The organism is Candidatus Planktophila limnetica (genome assembly GCF_002288365.1).
Taxonomy (GTDB): Bacteria; Actinomycetota; Actinomycetes; order Nanopelagicales; family Nanopelagicaceae; genus Planktophila; species Planktophila limnetica.
The window spans coordinates 595,101-609,662 of the sequence record NZ_CP016782.1; the positions used below are offsets into that span (position 1 = coordinate 595,101).

Below are 14,562 nucleotides of genomic sequence, written 5' to 3' on the forward strand. Positions count from 1 at the left end.
GATCTTCGCTATTGGACCTCATTAACTTTGATTCTGATGTCACAGAGTCTTCAGTCGAGTTGGTCAGGCGGCTTAGTGAAGGTAAAAGGTACCCTGTACCTATGAGCGCGGCGAAATTTCCCGCGTAACTAGCTCCACAAATAGGCGTAGTCGAAGGGAAATCACCGTGTTCATCACCTCCTTCGCGGCCCCAATGTTTGCCACCAATTGTTGGATCATTGCCGATGCCCCCGGTGGGGAATGCATCATCGTTGATCCCGGAATGCCTGATGTTTCTGACACAGTGTCTATGGTTTTAAATGAACACAAATTAAAGGCTGTTGCCACAATCATCACTCACGGACACCTTGATCACACATTTTCAGTCGTTCCAGTTGCTGATGGATATGGGATCCCGACGTATATCCATAGCGAAGATCGAGCGCTTCTTTTGCATCCAGAACGCGCTCATGGTGCTGAATTTCTAGCGACATTAAGCGCAATGAACTTTGTCGAACCGAGTGATGTAAGAGAATTACGACATGGAGCTGAACTCGAAATGCTAGGAATGAAGTTTCGTGCGATTCATTCCCCGGGACATACTCGAGGCTCCTTAATGTTTACAGTCGATGATGAAGTTCTCATTAGCGGTGACGTCTTATTCGCCGGCGCCATTGGCCGAACCGATCTACCTTCTGGTTCGGCAAGGGATATGCAAGAAACACTTGTAAATAAAGTTTTGACGCTGCCTGATCACCTTCGAGTTCTTCCCGGACACGGACCGGATACATCTATTGCTCACGAACGAAAAACTAATCCTTATCTCATCGATGCTGCGAAGAAATCAGGTAGGCGATGAGTAAAGCAAATCAAATACAGGCACCAAAAGGTGTCAGCGAGTATGTACCACCACAATCTCGAAAATTTGAGTCTGTTCGTCAGGCGTTACTAGAACCTGCGAAAAATGCAGGGTATGAATTAATCGAATTACCAGTTTTTGAAGATACAGAGTTATTTACTCGCGGAGTTGGTGAATCAACAGATGTTGTATCAAAGGAGATGTATACATTTGAAGATCGTGGTGGACGTTCAATAACTCTTCGCCCGGAAGGTACCGCCGGTGTAATGCGCGCTGTCATCGAACATGGTTTAGACAGAGGCCAACTTCCAGTCAAACTTTATTACAGTGGACCATTCTTTCGCGCAGAACGTCCGCAAGCAGGTAGATATCGTCAATTTTACCAAGTAGGCATCGAAGCAATTGGTATTCAAGATTCTGCATTAGATGCCGAAGTTATCGCAATTGCAGATGCCGGATTTAAATCAATCGGATTAGAAAAGTACCGTTTAGAAATTACATCTCTAGGGGATTCTGCATCACGGGCAAAACACAGAGTTGAATTAGTAAAATTCATTGAAAAATTGAATTTAGATGAAGATACTCGCGTCCGCGCTGGTGTTAACCCGCTTCGCCTATTTGATGATAAACGCGATGAGATTAAAACTCAGATGATTAATGCGCCTTTGTTACTTGATTTCTTATCAGCAGATTCCTTGAAGGATTTTGAAGATGTACAGAAGCACCTGACAGCGCTCAAAGTTGACTACATTATTAATCCACGAATGGTGCGGGGTTTGGATTACTACACCGGAACAACCTTTGAATTCGTTCACGAATTACTCGGAGCGCAATCTGGCATCGGTGGCGGTGGCCGTTATGACGGGCTTATGGAGCAATTGGGTGGTCAGCAACTCTCCGGAATCGGTTTTGGCTTAGGTATTGATCGTTGCGTACTGGCTGCAGATGCTGAAGGTATTTCATTTGATCAAGAGTTCACTTCAGATTTATTCATCATTCCATTGGGCGTTGAAAGTAAAACAGTGGCATTAACTGTTGCTCAAGAGTTACAAAAAGCAGGTCTGAAAGTTGAGATTTCTTTCGGTGATCGCGCTCTGAAAGGGTCTATGAAAGCAGCCGATAAAAGTAATGCCGAATACGTTTTAGTCCTTGGTGATAGCGAAATTTCAACTGGGATTGTCGAGCTCAAGCAGATGAGCACGGGTAAGACATCTTCGGTTACTCTTACCTCCTTGCAGGAACATCTTCGAAGTGTTTCTGGTAAATAATTATCTTTAGAAAAAGAGGCTGTTAAATGTTGCGCACACATGGAGCTGGAACGCTTCGAGCATCCCATGTTGGCCAAAGCGTGACACTTGCTGGTTGGGTTGCCAGACGTCGAGATCACGGTGGTGTGGCATTTATCGATTTCCGCGACGCAACAGGGTGGGTACAAGTTGTTATTCGCGATGAAAAAATTGCAGGAGCGTTACGCGCAGAATGGTGCTTGAAAATAACTGGTGAAGTTGTCGCTAGACCATCTGGAAATGAGAATTCTGCTGTTCCAACCGGTGCCATCGAAGTGATGGGCGATGATGTAACAATTTTAAGTGAAGCATCAGCTTTACCATTTCCGGTTGATAGCGGCGATGATGTAGAAATTTCAGAAGAAGTTCGTTTGAAGTATCGTTATTTGGATTTAAGACGAGAAGGTCCTGCGTCGAATTTACGTTTGCGTTCAAAGGTCACCTCGACTATTCGCAGAGTGATGGAAGATGAAGCGTTTCTCGAAATTGAAACTCCTTATCTCACACGTTCAACGCCTGAAGGCGCACGAGATTTCTTAGTTCCTGTTCGACTGCAGCCAGGCAGTTGGTATGCATTGCCTCAATCTCCACAGCTTTTCAAGCAATTATTGATGGTTGCTGGAATGGAAAAGTACTACCAAATTGCGCGCTGTTTCCGCGATGAAGACTTCAGAGCAGATCGCCAACCAGAATTTACTCAACTAGATATCGAGATGTCCTTTATTGATCAAGAAGATATTTTGGCCGTGGCTGAAAAGATTTTGGTTAAGGTGTGGAAAGAAGCACTTGACTACCAAATCTCTTTGCCAATTCCTCGTATGACTTATCTAGATGCAATGGCGCGATATGGATCAGATAAACCTGACTTGCGCTTTGATCTAGAACTCGTTGATTGCACTAGTTATTTCGCCGACACTACTTTCCGAGTTTTCCAAGCCCCATATGTTGGAGCTGCGTTAATGCCAGGCGGCGCTGATTCTCCTCGTCGCGAATTAGATGCATGGCAAGACTGGGCTAAAGCGCGTGGCGCCAAGGGACTTGCATATATTTTAGTTGCAGCAGATGGAACTCTTGGAGGACCTGTTGCTAAGAATTTAACGCAAGCTGAACAAGACGGCATTGCCGCGCACGTTGGCGCTAAACCTGGAGATGCGATTTTCTTTGCTGCCGGAGAGCGCACAGCATCGTTGAATTTACTTGGTGCGGTGCGTCTTGAAATTGGAAAGCGTTGCAATCTCATTGACCCAACGCGATGGGAATTCGTTTGGATTGTAGATGCGCCAATGTTTGAACCAACAGATGGTGGTGGTTGGACCGCGGTGCACCATCCATTTACTGGCCCAAAGCCAGAGTTCGCTAAAACTTTCGCTAAAGATCCTGCAAGTGCGTTGGCATATGCCTATGACATTGTTCTAAACGGTACCGAATTAGGTGGCGGATCGATTCGTATTCATGATCGTGAAATGCAAAAGGATGTATTTACAGTTATCGGATTAAGTGATGAAGAAGCAGCAAGTAAATTTGGGTTTTTACTAGAAGCATTTAATTATGGTCCACCTCCACACGGAGGAATTGCTCTAGGTCTAGATAGATTATGCGCTCTACTTTCTCATTCAGATTCAATTCGTGAAGTAATCGCTTTTCCAAAGACAGCAAGTGGTGCGGATCCGCTTACTGGGGCACCAACTCCGATTACTCCTGCGCAACGTAAAGAGAGTGGAATTGATGGGGCGCCAAAAGAGGGAGCCAAGTAAGGCAATCGGGTAGGCTGGTCTTATTAGCAAATCGGTTCGTAAATCAAGGAGGAAGCCATGGGTCCAGGTGGAATTGCAACGATCATTGCGGCGTCATCCCTTCTTGTTATCGCAATTGCGGTTAGTTACGCAGTTATCCGTGTGGGACGTTTTATTGATGAAGCCAAAACTTCGCTGAAAGCTGTTACTGATGAAGCAACTCCACTGATTGAAGAAGTTCATACAACTGTAACTCTTGTAAATGGACCTCTACAAAGCTTTAATCGCATCACAAAAAATGTGGAAGATATATCCGAAAAAATTTCGAGCACAACATCTGATTTTTTAGATAAGAGTGGTCCTGCGTTAAAAGTAGCCGGAGCTCTTGTATCGGCTGCGCAAATGGGCAAAGTTCGTTCAAAGAAAAAGAAGAAGAAGGCTGAGTGATCTGCCGACGTGGAATCCGCCGAAATCCGTTCGCGCTGGCTGCGCTTCTTCGAATCAGATAACCGCGAAGGTTTACTTCACACGGTAGTACCTTCGGCTTCTCTGATTGCTGATGATCCAAATTTATTATTGGTAAATGCTGGAATGGTTCCCTTCAAACCTTATTTTCTTGGAGAAGTTACCCCGCCTTATAAGAGAGCGACCTCTGTTCAAAAGTGCGTTCGAACCCTTGATATTGATGAAGTAGGCAAAACAACTCGTCACGCATCTTTTTTCCAAATGTGTGGAAATTTTTCATTCGGTGATTATTTCAAAGAAGGTGCAATCGCATTGGCGTGGGATCTACTTACTCGTCCTATTTCCGATGGTGGTTATGGCTTTGCTGAATCCAAATTATGGGTCACTGTCTTTCATGATGATGACGAAGCTGTACAAATTTGGAACAAAAAAATCGGATTACCTTTAGACCGAATTCAACGCAGAGGAATGGATGATAATTTCTGGTCCATGGGAGTTCCCGGACCATGTGGTCCGTGTTCTGAAATTTATTACGACCGAGGTCCTGAATACGGCAGTGAAGGCGGACCGATTGCAGATGAAAATCGGTATATGGAAGTGTGGAATTTAGTTTTCATGCAAAATGAACGTGGTGTTGGTTCAGGTAAAAACGATTTTCCAATTCTTGGCGAACTTCCGGCGAAGAGCATTGATACAGGTCTTGGTTTAGAGCGAATGGCAGCGCTCTTACAAGGCGTTGAAAATATCTATGAAATTGATACAACTGCTCAAATTCTAAATCGAGCATCCGAGCTGACCGGTGTTAAGTATGGGAAAAATGAAAAATCAGATGTTGCACTACGAGTAGTTGCTGACCACGCTCGAACTTCGGCGATGCTTATCGGCGATGGTGTAACTCCTGGCAATGAAGGTCGTGGGTATGTTTTGCGCCGCATGATGCGCCGCACCATTCGCAATATGCGCTTGCTGGGTTCAGATGATTTGATCATGAATGAACTAACTAAGGCTGCAATAGGGGCTATGTCGTCTCAGTATCCAGAACTTAAAGCCGAGAGTGATCGAATTTTGGCAGTAACGCAAGCTGAAGAAGATACCTTCTTGCAAACGTTAAAGAGTGGCACAACTATTTTTGAAGTAGAAAGCGCATCAATAAAGAAAGGCAAAGGCGCCAAGTTATCTGCAGATGCCGCATTTAAATTACACGATACCTATGGCTTCCCCTTTGATCTCACTCTTGAAATGGCTCGCGAAGAAGGGTTAGAAGTGGATGAAGATGGCTTTCGCCGCTTAATGAAAGAACAACGAGATCGGGCAAAAGCAGATTCTAAGGCTAAAAAAAGTGGCCACACAGATGTCAGTGTTTATCGCTCGATAGCAGATTCAGATGGCCTTACCTCTTTTGTTGGTTACACGCATCAAGAGAGCGAAGCTGTTATTAAAGCCTTAGTAAATGATGGCGTTGCAGTGCAATCTGCAAAATCTGGTGATGAAATCGAGGTTATTTTAGATCGGACTCCCTTTTATGCAGAAGGTGGTGGTCAGTTAGCAGATGGTGGACTAATAACTTTGGCAAATGGAGCAGTAATTGAAATTGATGATGTGCAGACTCCAGTTCCTGGAATTAGTGTGCATCGCGGACGAGTTCGAAGTGGAGTCATAGAAGCTGGAACACAAGTGTTAGCGCAGATTGATATTGAACGACGCAGTGCTATTTCACGTGCGCATACGGCCACACACATGGTTCATAAAGCGTTTAGAGAAATTCTTGGTGAAACTGCAACTCAAGCAGGTTCAGAAAACTCGCCAGGGCGTTTTCGTTTTGATTTTCCTGCAACTGGGGCAGTTCCAGATTCGGTGTTAAATGATGTTGAGTCACGGGTAAATACTTTGCTTCTGGATAATCTCGAAGTAAGCGCCGAAGTAATGAGCCAAGTCGATGCAAAGAAATTGGGAGCAATGGCTCTCTTTGGTGAAAAATATGGCGATCAAGTGCGCGTTGTGAGTGTGGGAGATTGGGCTAGAGAATTATGCGGTGGCACTCACGTTGCCCGCTCTGGTCAACTTGGAATAATCAAATTATTAAGTGAATCCTCCATTGGTGCAGGCGTGAGACGCGTGGAAGCACTAGTTGGTGTCGATGCATATAAATTCCTAGCACGTGAGCACGTGTTGCTCAGTTCTCTTACTGAAATTATCAAAGGTTCTCGAACAGAAGAGTTACCTGAGCGCGTCTCTGATTTGATTTCGAAGATGAAAGATGTAGAAAAGGAATTAGCTACATTACGAACAGATGCTGCATTAGCCAAGAGTTCTGAGTTGTTAAAAACTAAGAAGAATATTGGTTCGATAACGTTGATCTCAGCCCAAATTTCAGATGGAATAAATAGTGAAAGCTTGCGAACAATCGCTTTAGATTTGCGGAGTAAAACTCCTAACAGTGTGATTGTTCTTATCAGCGTTACGGATTCAAAGCCTAGTTTGGTGGTTGCAACAAGTGATGAAGCACGTGCAGCTGGAGTAAAAGCTGGCGCTCTAGTCAAAATCGGTTCAGCGGTATTAGGTGGCGGTGGCGGTGGGAAAGATGATTTCGCCCAAGGCGGCGGTGTTGATGTTTCAAAAATTAATGAAGCTCTAATGACTATCGAACACGCTATTTCTGGAAAATAAGATGCTTCGAGGGCGACGCATGGCCTTTGATTATGGCGACGCACGTATCGGTGTTGCGGTCTGTGATCCAGATGCCATTCTTGCAACTCCAGTAACAACTTTAAAGAGTAAAGATGTTGATTTGTGGGATCAGATCATGGCTCTCGTAGATGAGTATGAACCAATACATATATACGTTGGTTCTCCACGACATCTCTCTGGCGAATCCAGTATTTCAATGCAGAAAGCAGAAGATTTCAAGGAAGAAATTGCGACCCGTACCAAGATCGCTTGCTCAATGATTGATGAGAGACTTTCAACTGTAAGTGCGGCAAAACAATTGAAAGATTCAGGAATGAATTCTCGTGAGAGTAAATCAGCAATAGATCAAGCCGCAGCAGTTGCAATTTTAGAACAAGCTATTGCTATCGAAAAAAGAATAAGCCTCAATGAAAAAGAGTGAGTTATTAAGAGTCGCTATTGCATTCTTCGCCGTGGCGGTAATAACTCTAGGAGTTCATGAATATCGATCTTCAGGTGCCTCTGCAAGAGACTTCCCTGCTCGTTCAATAACGGCGTCAGAAGTTTTAATTGATGTATCAATTGCAGAAGGTTCAACTGGATCAGAAATAGCCGCGCAACTTCTTGACCTGGGTATTATTGAATCTTCACAGAGTTTTTTTAGAGTCGCGGTTTCTGATGCCAGGGCAGCACGAATCGCGCCAGGTATTCATCAACTCAATTCAAAGATATCGGCCAAGCAAGCGCTGGAGCAATTATTAGATTCCGGCAGAATTCCAAACCTAATCAAAGTTTTTGAGGGTCAATGGAGTACAGAAATATTTAAGGAACTTGAGCAGAATGGTTTTACGAAGGCTGATGTTTTAAAAGCCGCAAAGGAAATTCAATTGCCCAAAGGATTTACTTCTCTTGAAGGAGTTTTATTCCCAGCTCAATACAGTTTTACAAAGGAGACGTCTTCTAAGCAAGCCCTTGAATCAATGATTAAACGGTTTGAGCAACAAGTGGCAACTTTAGGACTGTCTGGTCATCCTAAATTCTCCCCGCAAGAATTAATTGTTATTGCATCAATCGTTCAAGCCGAAGGTGGGTTGCAAGACTTCACCAAAGTTTCGGCAGTAATCAAAAACAGATTAAAAATTGGAATGCCTCTTCAAATGGATTCAACAATTCACTATGCGCAAAAGGTTCGAGGAGATATCTTTCTTAGTACGAAATCAACTCTTCTTAAATCACCATATAACACTTATAGAAAGTACGGATTACCCCCTGGTCCTATCGGTAACCCCGGATTAGATGCGATTAAGGCTGCAATTAATCCAGCCGTCGGCGATTGGTTGTATTTCGTTACAGTTAGTCCTGGTGACACAAGATTTACAGCCGATATAAACGAGTTCAACCAGTGGAAAGCGTTGTATATAAAGAATCGAAAGGCGGGGGCATTTAAATGATCAATGCTGCTGTTTTGGGTTCCCCAATTTCTCACTCACTTTCGCCTCGACTGCATATGAGCGCATACAAATATCTGAAAATTTCTGGGCACTATGACTCCTTTGAAGTTCCGGCTGGGTCGCTACATGAATTCTTAAGCGATAAGTCAAATGGTTGGACAGGTTTTTCATTAACGATGCCACTTAAAGAGGAAGTGCTTTCAATTGCTGAGGTTATTGACCCGTTAGTGAAAAGAATTCAATCTGGAAATACTTTGATTAGAAAAGATGATTCGTGGAGTTTGTATTCTACTGATGTGCTCGGATTTCAAAACGCTTGGAATCTAGAGAATTCAAGCAAACCGAAATCGGTGCTGATTGTGGGATCAGGTGCTACAGCGCGCGCTGCTGCTGCGGCTTTTGATGATGCGAACACTTCAATATCGGTGCTTCATAGAAACCTTGAACGCGAAGAATCTATGCAAGCGTCTGTGAAAGCGTCAGGCATGAAGTTTTTGCCATGGCAATTTACAAATGATCTTTATAAGTTCGATTTAGTTATAAACACAACCCCTAAAGCAGTTTTAGATTCATTTGCCCAGGAATTAACTCAAAAGCCGATTGGAACTTTTTTCGATGTAATTTACAATCCGTGGCCTACCCAATTTGCTTCTGCTTGGATGAAAACTGGAGCCCCTGTAATAAGTGGATTAGATCTGTTGATCGCACAAGGTATTGAACAGATAAAGTTGTTTTCAGGAATGGACTTTGATGAGCACGAGCTCTCGACTTATTTAAAGAAAGAGTTAACTTCTAAGTAAGTTATCCACACAGCACTTTTTTCAAGCCATCTGCAGATTACGCTCTAAATGTGCAGATCTTACAAATCCTTGTAATGGGCTATTTTGCCTTGAGTATTTCGATTGAAGATTTAAGAATTCAAAAAATCCGCAATCGTAAACTCTTACATTTTTTAACCTCTCTCATACTCTTCTCGGTTCTCCTACCTAACGCAGGTATGGATCTCATAGCCGGTGTCTCCTTCCTTGCACTCCTCACGGTTTTATATCTTGCGAGCAATGCATTGCATAAGTCGGGAGGCATAGGCTTCGGTGATGTAAAACTGACTACCGTCCTGGCACTTGCTTTCTTTGATTCGGGGCTAAGGTCATTTGAAATCTTCTTCGTTTCGTTGTGGTTGGCTGTGCTGGCACATATTTGCCTATATTTTTTAATGTATCGAAAAGTTCCACATCGAATTGCGATGGCGCCAGATATCTTTCTCGCAAGTGGGCTTTATTTGTACGCCCCGATAGGTCTTCTTCTGCCACAATAGGACAATGCGTTGGTTAACTGCAGGTGAATCACATGGCCCGGCCCTAACGGCGATTGTCGAAGGCCTTCCTGCGCATATAAAAATTTCGACCAAAGACATAGATAAAGATTTAGCACGACGCAGACTGGGAGTCGGTCGTGGAGCAAGACAAAATTTTGAAGCGGATAAAATCACCATCAAAGGTGGAATTCGTTTAGGAATTTCACAAGGTGGGCCAATTGCAATTGAAGTTGGTAACTCTGAATGGCCCAAGTGGGAAAAAGTTATGTCTGCTGATCCAATTGATGATTCAGAATTAGAAGGTTTGGCTCGCAATGCTCCACTAACCAGACCTCGCCCAGGCCATGCTGACATGGTTGGAATGCAAAAATATGACTTCACAGATGCGCGTCCGATTTTGGAACGTGCTAGCGCACGAGAAACCGCTGCTCGTGTTGCTTTAGGTGCTATTGCACGCGCATTCCTAGAACAAAGCGTAGGCATAACTTTGTTTAGCCATGTAATTTCAATCGGTGGAGTTCGTGTTGCAGAAGATGCACCTTTGCCATCAAAAAATGATCAAGACAGAATTGATGCAGATCCTGTGCGATGTGCGGATGCAAAAACGAGTGCGCTCATAATTAAGGAAATAGAAAAAGCACATTCAGATGGAGACACTCTCGGGGGAGTGTGCGAAGTTTTGGTCTTTGATGTTCCACCGGGACTCGGTTCACATGTTCATTGGGATCGACGTTTAGATTCGAGATTAGCTGGCGCGATGATGGGGATCCAGGCAATCAAAGGCGTTGAAATTGGAGATGGATTCCTTACAGCTACTCGCAGAGGTTCATCGGCTCATGACGAAATTGAAAAGAATTCTTCAGGAAAGATTGTGCGCAGAACTGATCGCGCCGGTGGCACAGAGGGTGGAATGTCTAACGGTGAAATCTTGCGAATCAGCATTGCCATGAAACCAATTTCAACTGTGCCAAAAGCTTTAGATACCATTGATGTTTCCACTGGAGAACCGGCAAAAGCGATTAATCAAAGATCAGATGTATGCGCTGTCCCTGCATCAGGCGTTGTTGCCGAAGCAATGGCAGCACTCGTTTTGGCTGAAGCTGTTCTGGAAAAATTCGGGGGAGACAGCGTTTCTGAAACACGACGTAACTTCTTGTCCTATATGGAAAATCTTCGTTTTAAATAAAGATGCCTCCACGCGTAATTTTAATCGGCCCACCAGGAGCCGGAAAATCTAGCGTCGGAAAATCGCTGTCAAGGTTGTTAAAGGAAGATTTTGTAGATACGGATACAGTAATTGCTGAGCAAGAAAAGCAGAGCATTGGTGAAATCTTTGTGGACAAGGGTGAACCATACTTTCGTGAAGTAGAAGAACAAGTACTTCTTAAGCAATTAGTTGAACACTCGGGTGTATTGAGTTTGGGTGGTGGCGCGCCACTATCAACGATTGCCCAAGGAGCAATTAAGGCCAGTGGATCTCCAGTAGTTTTTCTAGATGTCACACTCGCCGGCGCTGCACCGCGTGTTGGTTTCAATCGTGACAGACCATTACTTCTGGGCAATCCTCGAGCACAGTGGCAAGAATTAATGAATGTTCGTAGACCGATTTACGAATCCTTAGCACACCATCAGTTAATGACAGATAAATTAACCCCGAACGAGGCTGCTACTGCGATTGTTACACTTCTATCATGAGCGTCATCACAGTTAAATCCGAACATCAATACGATGTGGTGATCGGTAACGATTGGCTATCAGAGCTCACCTCTAGTATTTCAAAATATGATCGCATAGCTTTTTTCTATTCTGAGTCCCAAGCAGAACACATACCAAAACTATCTATTGAAAATGAGATGCATTATTTTCCACTGCCTGATGGTGAATCTGCCAAGTCAGCCCAAACACTTGCTCAGATGTGGGATTGGATGGGCGCTGCTGGCTTTACACGCTCTGATCTAGTTGTTGCTATCGGCGGCGGCACAGTTACAGATGCTGCAGGATTTTTGAGTGCAACTTGGTTAAGAGGAATTGATTGGATTGCAATACCAACGACTCTGGCTGGAATGGTTGATGCTTCCGTTGGAGGTAAAACAGGAATAAACAGTGAGTATGGCAAGAATTTAATTGGATCATTTCACTCGCCGCGTAAAGTGATCATCGATTCGAAGTGGCTAAAGACGCTTTCAAATCGAGACGTAGCAGCTGGACTGGCTGAGGTTATAAAGACAGGATTTATTGGAGATCAATCCATCCTAGATTTAATTCAGAACTTTGATTTGGATCGCGATCGCAATAATTATGATTTGCTTAATCAACTTATCGAAAGATCTGTAGCCGTTAAGTCAGCAGTGGTCAGTTCTGATTTCAAAGAGAGTTTTGGGCGAGAAGTATTGAATTACGGTCACACACTTGGGCATGCAGTCGAACGCCATAGCAAGTACGCATTGCGCCATGGCGAAGCTGTTTCGATTGGATTAGTTTTTGCTGCCCATCTTTCGCAAATCCATTGTGGACTAGATGAACAGATTGTTCAGCAGCATATTTCGCTTCTAGAAAAGGTTGGATTGCCAACTACTTATGAACGCGCCGCGTTACCTCAATTACAGGCACTTATGAGTGTGGACAAGAAATCTCGTGGAAACACTCTTCGATTTGTTGGTATTTCAGGTGTGGGCAAGACACAGAGAATTGAAGGTCTAAGTAGTGATGAAGTTGCGCACGCTTATGAGAAAATAGCCAAATGAAGGTACTCGTAATCAACGGTCCGAATCTTTCTCGTCTAGATATTCGCGACTCATCCATCTACGGAGATTTGAGTTATCCGCAATTAGTTAATCTCATTGAGTCAGCCGCTTCCTCGCACGGTTTTACGGCCGACGTGCGTCAAAGTGATGACGAGGCAGAAATTATCTCTTGGTTGCATGAGGCTGCCGATAATTCTTATCCAGTGATCATTAACCCTGCTGCATTTACGCATTATTCATATGCAATCCGCGATGCTGCAGAATTGGTGAAATCTCCACTTATCGAAGTTCATTTATCAAACCCATTAGCGCGTGAAGAATTTCGACATACATCAGTAATTTCAGGAGTTGCCAATGGAACTATTGGTGGATTCGGCCCAAATTCATATGCATTGGCTATGAGCGCACTTAAAGCACTCTTATAAGCAGCGTTAGTTTTGCTAATTATTTCATTAGCACTTTAGCGGGTATCCTTACACCCTTGACTATCGGGAATCGATAGCCTGGCCACAATGGCCTGATATAAGAAAAGCGTGGTTATACAAGTGGCATCAACAAATGATCTTAAGAATGGAATGACACTCGACATCGATGGTCAACTATGGAACGTAGTTGAGTTTCAGCATGTGAAGCCTGGAAAAGGTCCAGCATTCGTGCGCACTAAGTTGAAGTCAGTTCTTACAGGAAAAGTTGTTGATAAAACTTTCAACGCTGGCGTCAAAATCGAAGTTGCTATTCTAGAAAAGCGCGAAATGAATTTCTTATATAAAGATGGCGAAGATTTTGTATTCATGGACAACAAGACCTTTGATCAAACAAATATCTCTGCGCAAACTGTTGGCGACGCAGCGAACTACATGTTAGAAAACACCGAAGCAATCGTTGCCGTGCACGAGGGAAATCCTTTATACATTGAATTGCCTGCTTCAGTTGAACTAACGATTACATATACCGAACCAGGCATTCAAGGCGATCGCTCATCGGGTGGAACTAAACCAGCTACAGTTGAAACTGGCATCGAGATTCAAGTTCCACTATTTATTAAGCAAGACGAGAAAGTTTTGGTCGATACCAGAGATGGTTCCTACCAAGGTCGCGCTTAACAGTGTCGGCACGAAGTAAAGCTCGTAAACAATCTTTAGACCTTCTCTACGAATCTGATATTCGTGGCAAAGATTCCACGGATTTATTGGCACTTCGTGATGTGGATGAAGAAGGTCCAGATGCTCGTCCAATTCGTGATTACACAAAGATTCTCATATCTGGCGTGGATACTCATAAGCGGAAAATCGATGAGTTAATTTCAACGTATGCACAAGGCTGGGATATGGATCGACTTCCTGCAGTTGATAGAAATGTATTACGTATTGGAATTTATGAAATTTTGTGGCAAGAAGATGTTCCTGATGCTGTGGCTATTGATGAAGCACTGGCACTTGCAAAGGAGCTCTCGACTGAGGAGTCATCTGGTTATATTCACGGCGTTTTGGGTCGCATCGCATCCATACGTGGGGATCTCAACCTTTAAAGTTAAAAAGAACATGCTGGTCGGCCAGTATTTGCAGAAGGTTTGTATCGCTACTTTCGGTCATAATTGCTAAGAAAGTTAGGTCATTTCTTCGTAATGACAGTATCTCTCCGTTCCAATCCTTGCGAAAATTGATTATGCCGCAAGTGAATTGATCTAAAAGGGTAAGAGATTTGCTGGGGTGAAGTGACATTTCTTCTCGAAGTTTTCTCAAATCAATAATGATGTTAGTCGATTCAAATGATGAGTTCTCTGGCACACCCTGTTTGAAAAATGCGCTAACTGGAACCGAATATATTTCTGCGATTGCTTGCAATTTATCCACTGAGACCGAGCGCGATCCCCGTTCATATGAACCAAGAACCACGGCCTTAATACGACCGTGACTAGCTTTTTCAAAGTCTGCCAAAGTCCATTTTCTAGCTCGTCGCATTTCTCTGAGTGCATGTCCTAATAGTTGTGGGCCTACGCTGGTATTTTTGTGTGTACTCATAAGTACGCAATCTAGAACAAGAGTGAAACGCCGATATTTGCT

At 43.7% G+C, this 14,562-nt stretch carries 16 protein-coding genes; 15 read left to right on the top strand and 1 reads right to left on the bottom strand.

The annotated features are described in order from the left end of the window. The first annotated feature begins 193 nt into the window (after positions 1-193). The 15 genes from PHILAsVB114_RS03225 to nusB all read left to right on the top strand — a co-directional run bounded on the left by PHILAsVB114_RS03225 (position 194) and on the right by nusB (position 14,027). Positions 194-838 (top strand): MBL fold metallo-hydrolase, encoded by a 645-nt coding sequence (locus PHILAsVB114_RS03225; RefSeq protein WP_095697960.1) that lies wholly within the window; start codon positions 194-196, stop codon positions 836-838. Continuing rightward, on the top strand, positions 835-2,106 hold the full coding sequence (hisS, locus tag PHILAsVB114_RS03230) for a histidine--tRNA ligase (RefSeq protein WP_095697961.1): 1,272 nt from the start codon (positions 835-837) through the stop codon (positions 2,104-2,106). Before PHILAsVB114_RS03225 ends, hisS begins: the two co-directional genes overlap by 4 nt. Before the next feature lie 26 nt (positions 2,107-2,132). Beyond that, positions 2,133-3,878 carry an aspartate--tRNA ligase gene (gene aspS, locus PHILAsVB114_RS03235; protein WP_095697962.1) on the top strand — a complete coding sequence of 582 codons (1,746 nt, stop codon included), beginning with the start codon at positions 2,133-2,135 and terminating at the stop codon, positions 3,876-3,878. 57 nt (positions 3,879-3,935) lie between these two features. Continuing rightward, on the top strand, positions 3,936-4,304 hold the full coding sequence (locus PHILAsVB114_RS03240) for a DUF948 domain-containing protein (protein WP_095697963.1): 369 nt from the start codon (positions 3,936-3,938) through the stop codon (positions 4,302-4,304). A 9-nt stretch (positions 4,305-4,313) separates the two neighbouring features. Further along, positions 4,314-6,989: an alanine--tRNA ligase gene (gene alaS / locus PHILAsVB114_RS03245; protein WP_095697964.1), complete on the top strand. Its 2,676-nt coding sequence runs from the start codon at positions 4,314-4,316 to the stop codon at positions 6,987-6,989. Positions 6,990-7,008: 19 nt separating this feature from the next. Beyond that, entirely contained in the window at positions 7,009-7,431 is a 423-nt protein-coding gene (gene ruvX / locus PHILAsVB114_RS03250; protein ID WP_204246839.1) for a Holliday junction resolvase RuvX, read from the top strand. Further along, positions 7,418-8,440 (top strand): endolytic transglycosylase MltG, encoded by a 1,023-nt coding sequence (gene mltG / locus PHILAsVB114_RS03255; protein ID WP_095697966.1) that lies wholly within the window; start codon positions 7,418-7,420, stop codon positions 8,438-8,440. The genes ruvX and mltG overlap by 14 nt, the downstream gene beginning before the upstream one ends. After that, entirely contained in the window at positions 8,437-9,240 is an 804-nt protein-coding gene (locus tag PHILAsVB114_RS03260) for a hypothetical protein (protein ID WP_095697967.1), read from the top strand. Before mltG ends, PHILAsVB114_RS03260 begins: the two co-directional genes overlap by 4 nt. A gap of 50 nt (positions 9,241-9,290) precedes the next feature. Beyond that, positions 9,291-9,755: a prepilin peptidase gene (locus tag PHILAsVB114_RS03265; protein ID WP_157906142.1), complete on the top strand. Its 465-nt coding sequence runs from the start codon at positions 9,291-9,293 to the stop codon at positions 9,753-9,755. Positions 9,756-9,759: 4 nt separating this feature from the next. After that, the gene (gene aroC, locus PHILAsVB114_RS03270) at positions 9,760-10,941 is read left to right on the top strand and encodes a chorismate synthase (RefSeq protein WP_095697969.1); all 1,182 of its coding nucleotides are present in this window, start codon (positions 9,760-9,762) and stop codon (positions 10,939-10,941) included. A gap of 2 nt (positions 10,942-10,943) precedes the next feature. Beyond that, positions 10,944-11,450, top strand: a complete 507-nt coding sequence (locus PHILAsVB114_RS03275; RefSeq protein ID WP_095697970.1) for a shikimate kinase — start codon at positions 10,944-10,946, stop codon at positions 11,448-11,450. Further along, on the top strand, positions 11,447-12,499 hold the full coding sequence (gene aroB, locus PHILAsVB114_RS03280) for a 3-dehydroquinate synthase (protein WP_095697971.1): 1,053 nt from the start codon (positions 11,447-11,449) through the stop codon (positions 12,497-12,499). Before PHILAsVB114_RS03275 ends, aroB begins: the two co-directional genes overlap by 4 nt. Beyond that, positions 12,496-12,924 (top strand): type II 3-dehydroquinate dehydratase, encoded by a 429-nt coding sequence (gene aroQ / locus PHILAsVB114_RS03285; protein WP_095697972.1) that lies wholly within the window; start codon positions 12,496-12,498, stop codon positions 12,922-12,924. The genes aroB and aroQ overlap by 4 nt, the downstream gene beginning before the upstream one ends. Positions 12,925-13,044: 120 nt before the next feature. After that, on the top strand, positions 13,045-13,602 hold the full coding sequence (gene efp, locus PHILAsVB114_RS03290) for an elongation factor P (protein WP_095697973.1): 558 nt from the start codon (positions 13,045-13,047) through the stop codon (positions 13,600-13,602). A gap of 2 nt (positions 13,603-13,604) precedes the next feature. Then, a complete protein-coding gene (gene nusB / locus PHILAsVB114_RS03295; protein ID WP_095697974.1) occupies positions 13,605-14,027 on the top strand; it encodes a transcription antitermination factor NusB in 423 nt (140 codons plus the stop codon). On the opposite strand, the gene PHILAsVB114_RS03300 is transcribed toward nusB, so the two are convergent. Next, positions 14,017-14,520 carry a helix-turn-helix domain-containing protein gene (locus tag PHILAsVB114_RS03300; RefSeq protein ID WP_095697975.1) on the bottom strand — a complete coding sequence of 168 codons (504 nt, stop codon included), beginning with the start codon at positions 14,518-14,520 and terminating at the stop codon, positions 14,017-14,019. The genes nusB and PHILAsVB114_RS03300 overlap by 11 nt on opposite strands. Positions 14,521-14,562 lie beyond the last annotated feature (42 nt).

Bases quoted from the DNA above. Each gene is read 5' to 3' on its own strand.
- PHILAsVB114_RS03275 (WP_095697970.1), top strand. From the start codon at position 10,944: ATGCCTCCACGCGTAATTTTAATCGGCCCACCAGGAGCCGGAAAATCT.
- aroC (WP_095697969.1), top strand. From the start codon at position 9,760: ATGCGTTGGTTAACTGCAGGTGAATCACATGGCCCGGCCCTAACGGCG.
- aroQ (WP_095697972.1), top strand. From the start codon at position 12,496: ATGAAGGTACTCGTAATCAACGGTCCGAATCTTTCTCGTCTAGATATT.
- ruvX (WP_204246839.1), top strand. From the start codon at position 7,009: ATGGCCTTTGATTATGGCGACGCACGTATCGGTGTTGCGGTCTGTGAT.
- PHILAsVB114_RS03240 (WP_095697963.1), top strand. From the start codon at position 3,936: ATGGGTCCAGGTGGAATTGCAACGATCATTGCGGCGTCATCCCTTCTT.
- PHILAsVB114_RS03260 (WP_095697967.1), top strand. From the start codon at position 8,437: ATGATCAATGCTGCTGTTTTGGGTTCCCCAATTTCTCACTCACTTTCG.
- PHILAsVB114_RS03225 (WP_095697960.1), top strand. From the start codon at position 194: ATGTTTGCCACCAATTGTTGGATCATTGCCGATGCCCCCGGTGGGGAA.
- mltG (WP_095697966.1), top strand. From the start codon at position 7,418: ATGAAAAAGAGTGAGTTATTAAGAGTCGCTATTGCATTCTTCGCCGTG.
- aroB (WP_095697971.1), top strand. From the start codon at position 11,447: ATGAGCGTCATCACAGTTAAATCCGAACATCAATACGATGTGGTGATC.
- hisS (WP_095697961.1), top strand. From the start codon at position 835: ATGAGTAAAGCAAATCAAATACAGGCACCAAAAGGTGTCAGCGAGTAT.
- PHILAsVB114_RS03300 (WP_095697975.1), bottom strand. From the start codon at position 14,520: ATGAGTACACACAAAAATACCAGCGTAGGCCCACAACTATTAGGACAT.
- aspS (WP_095697962.1), top strand. From the start codon at position 2,133: ATGTTGCGCACACATGGAGCTGGAACGCTTCGAGCATCCCATGTTGGC.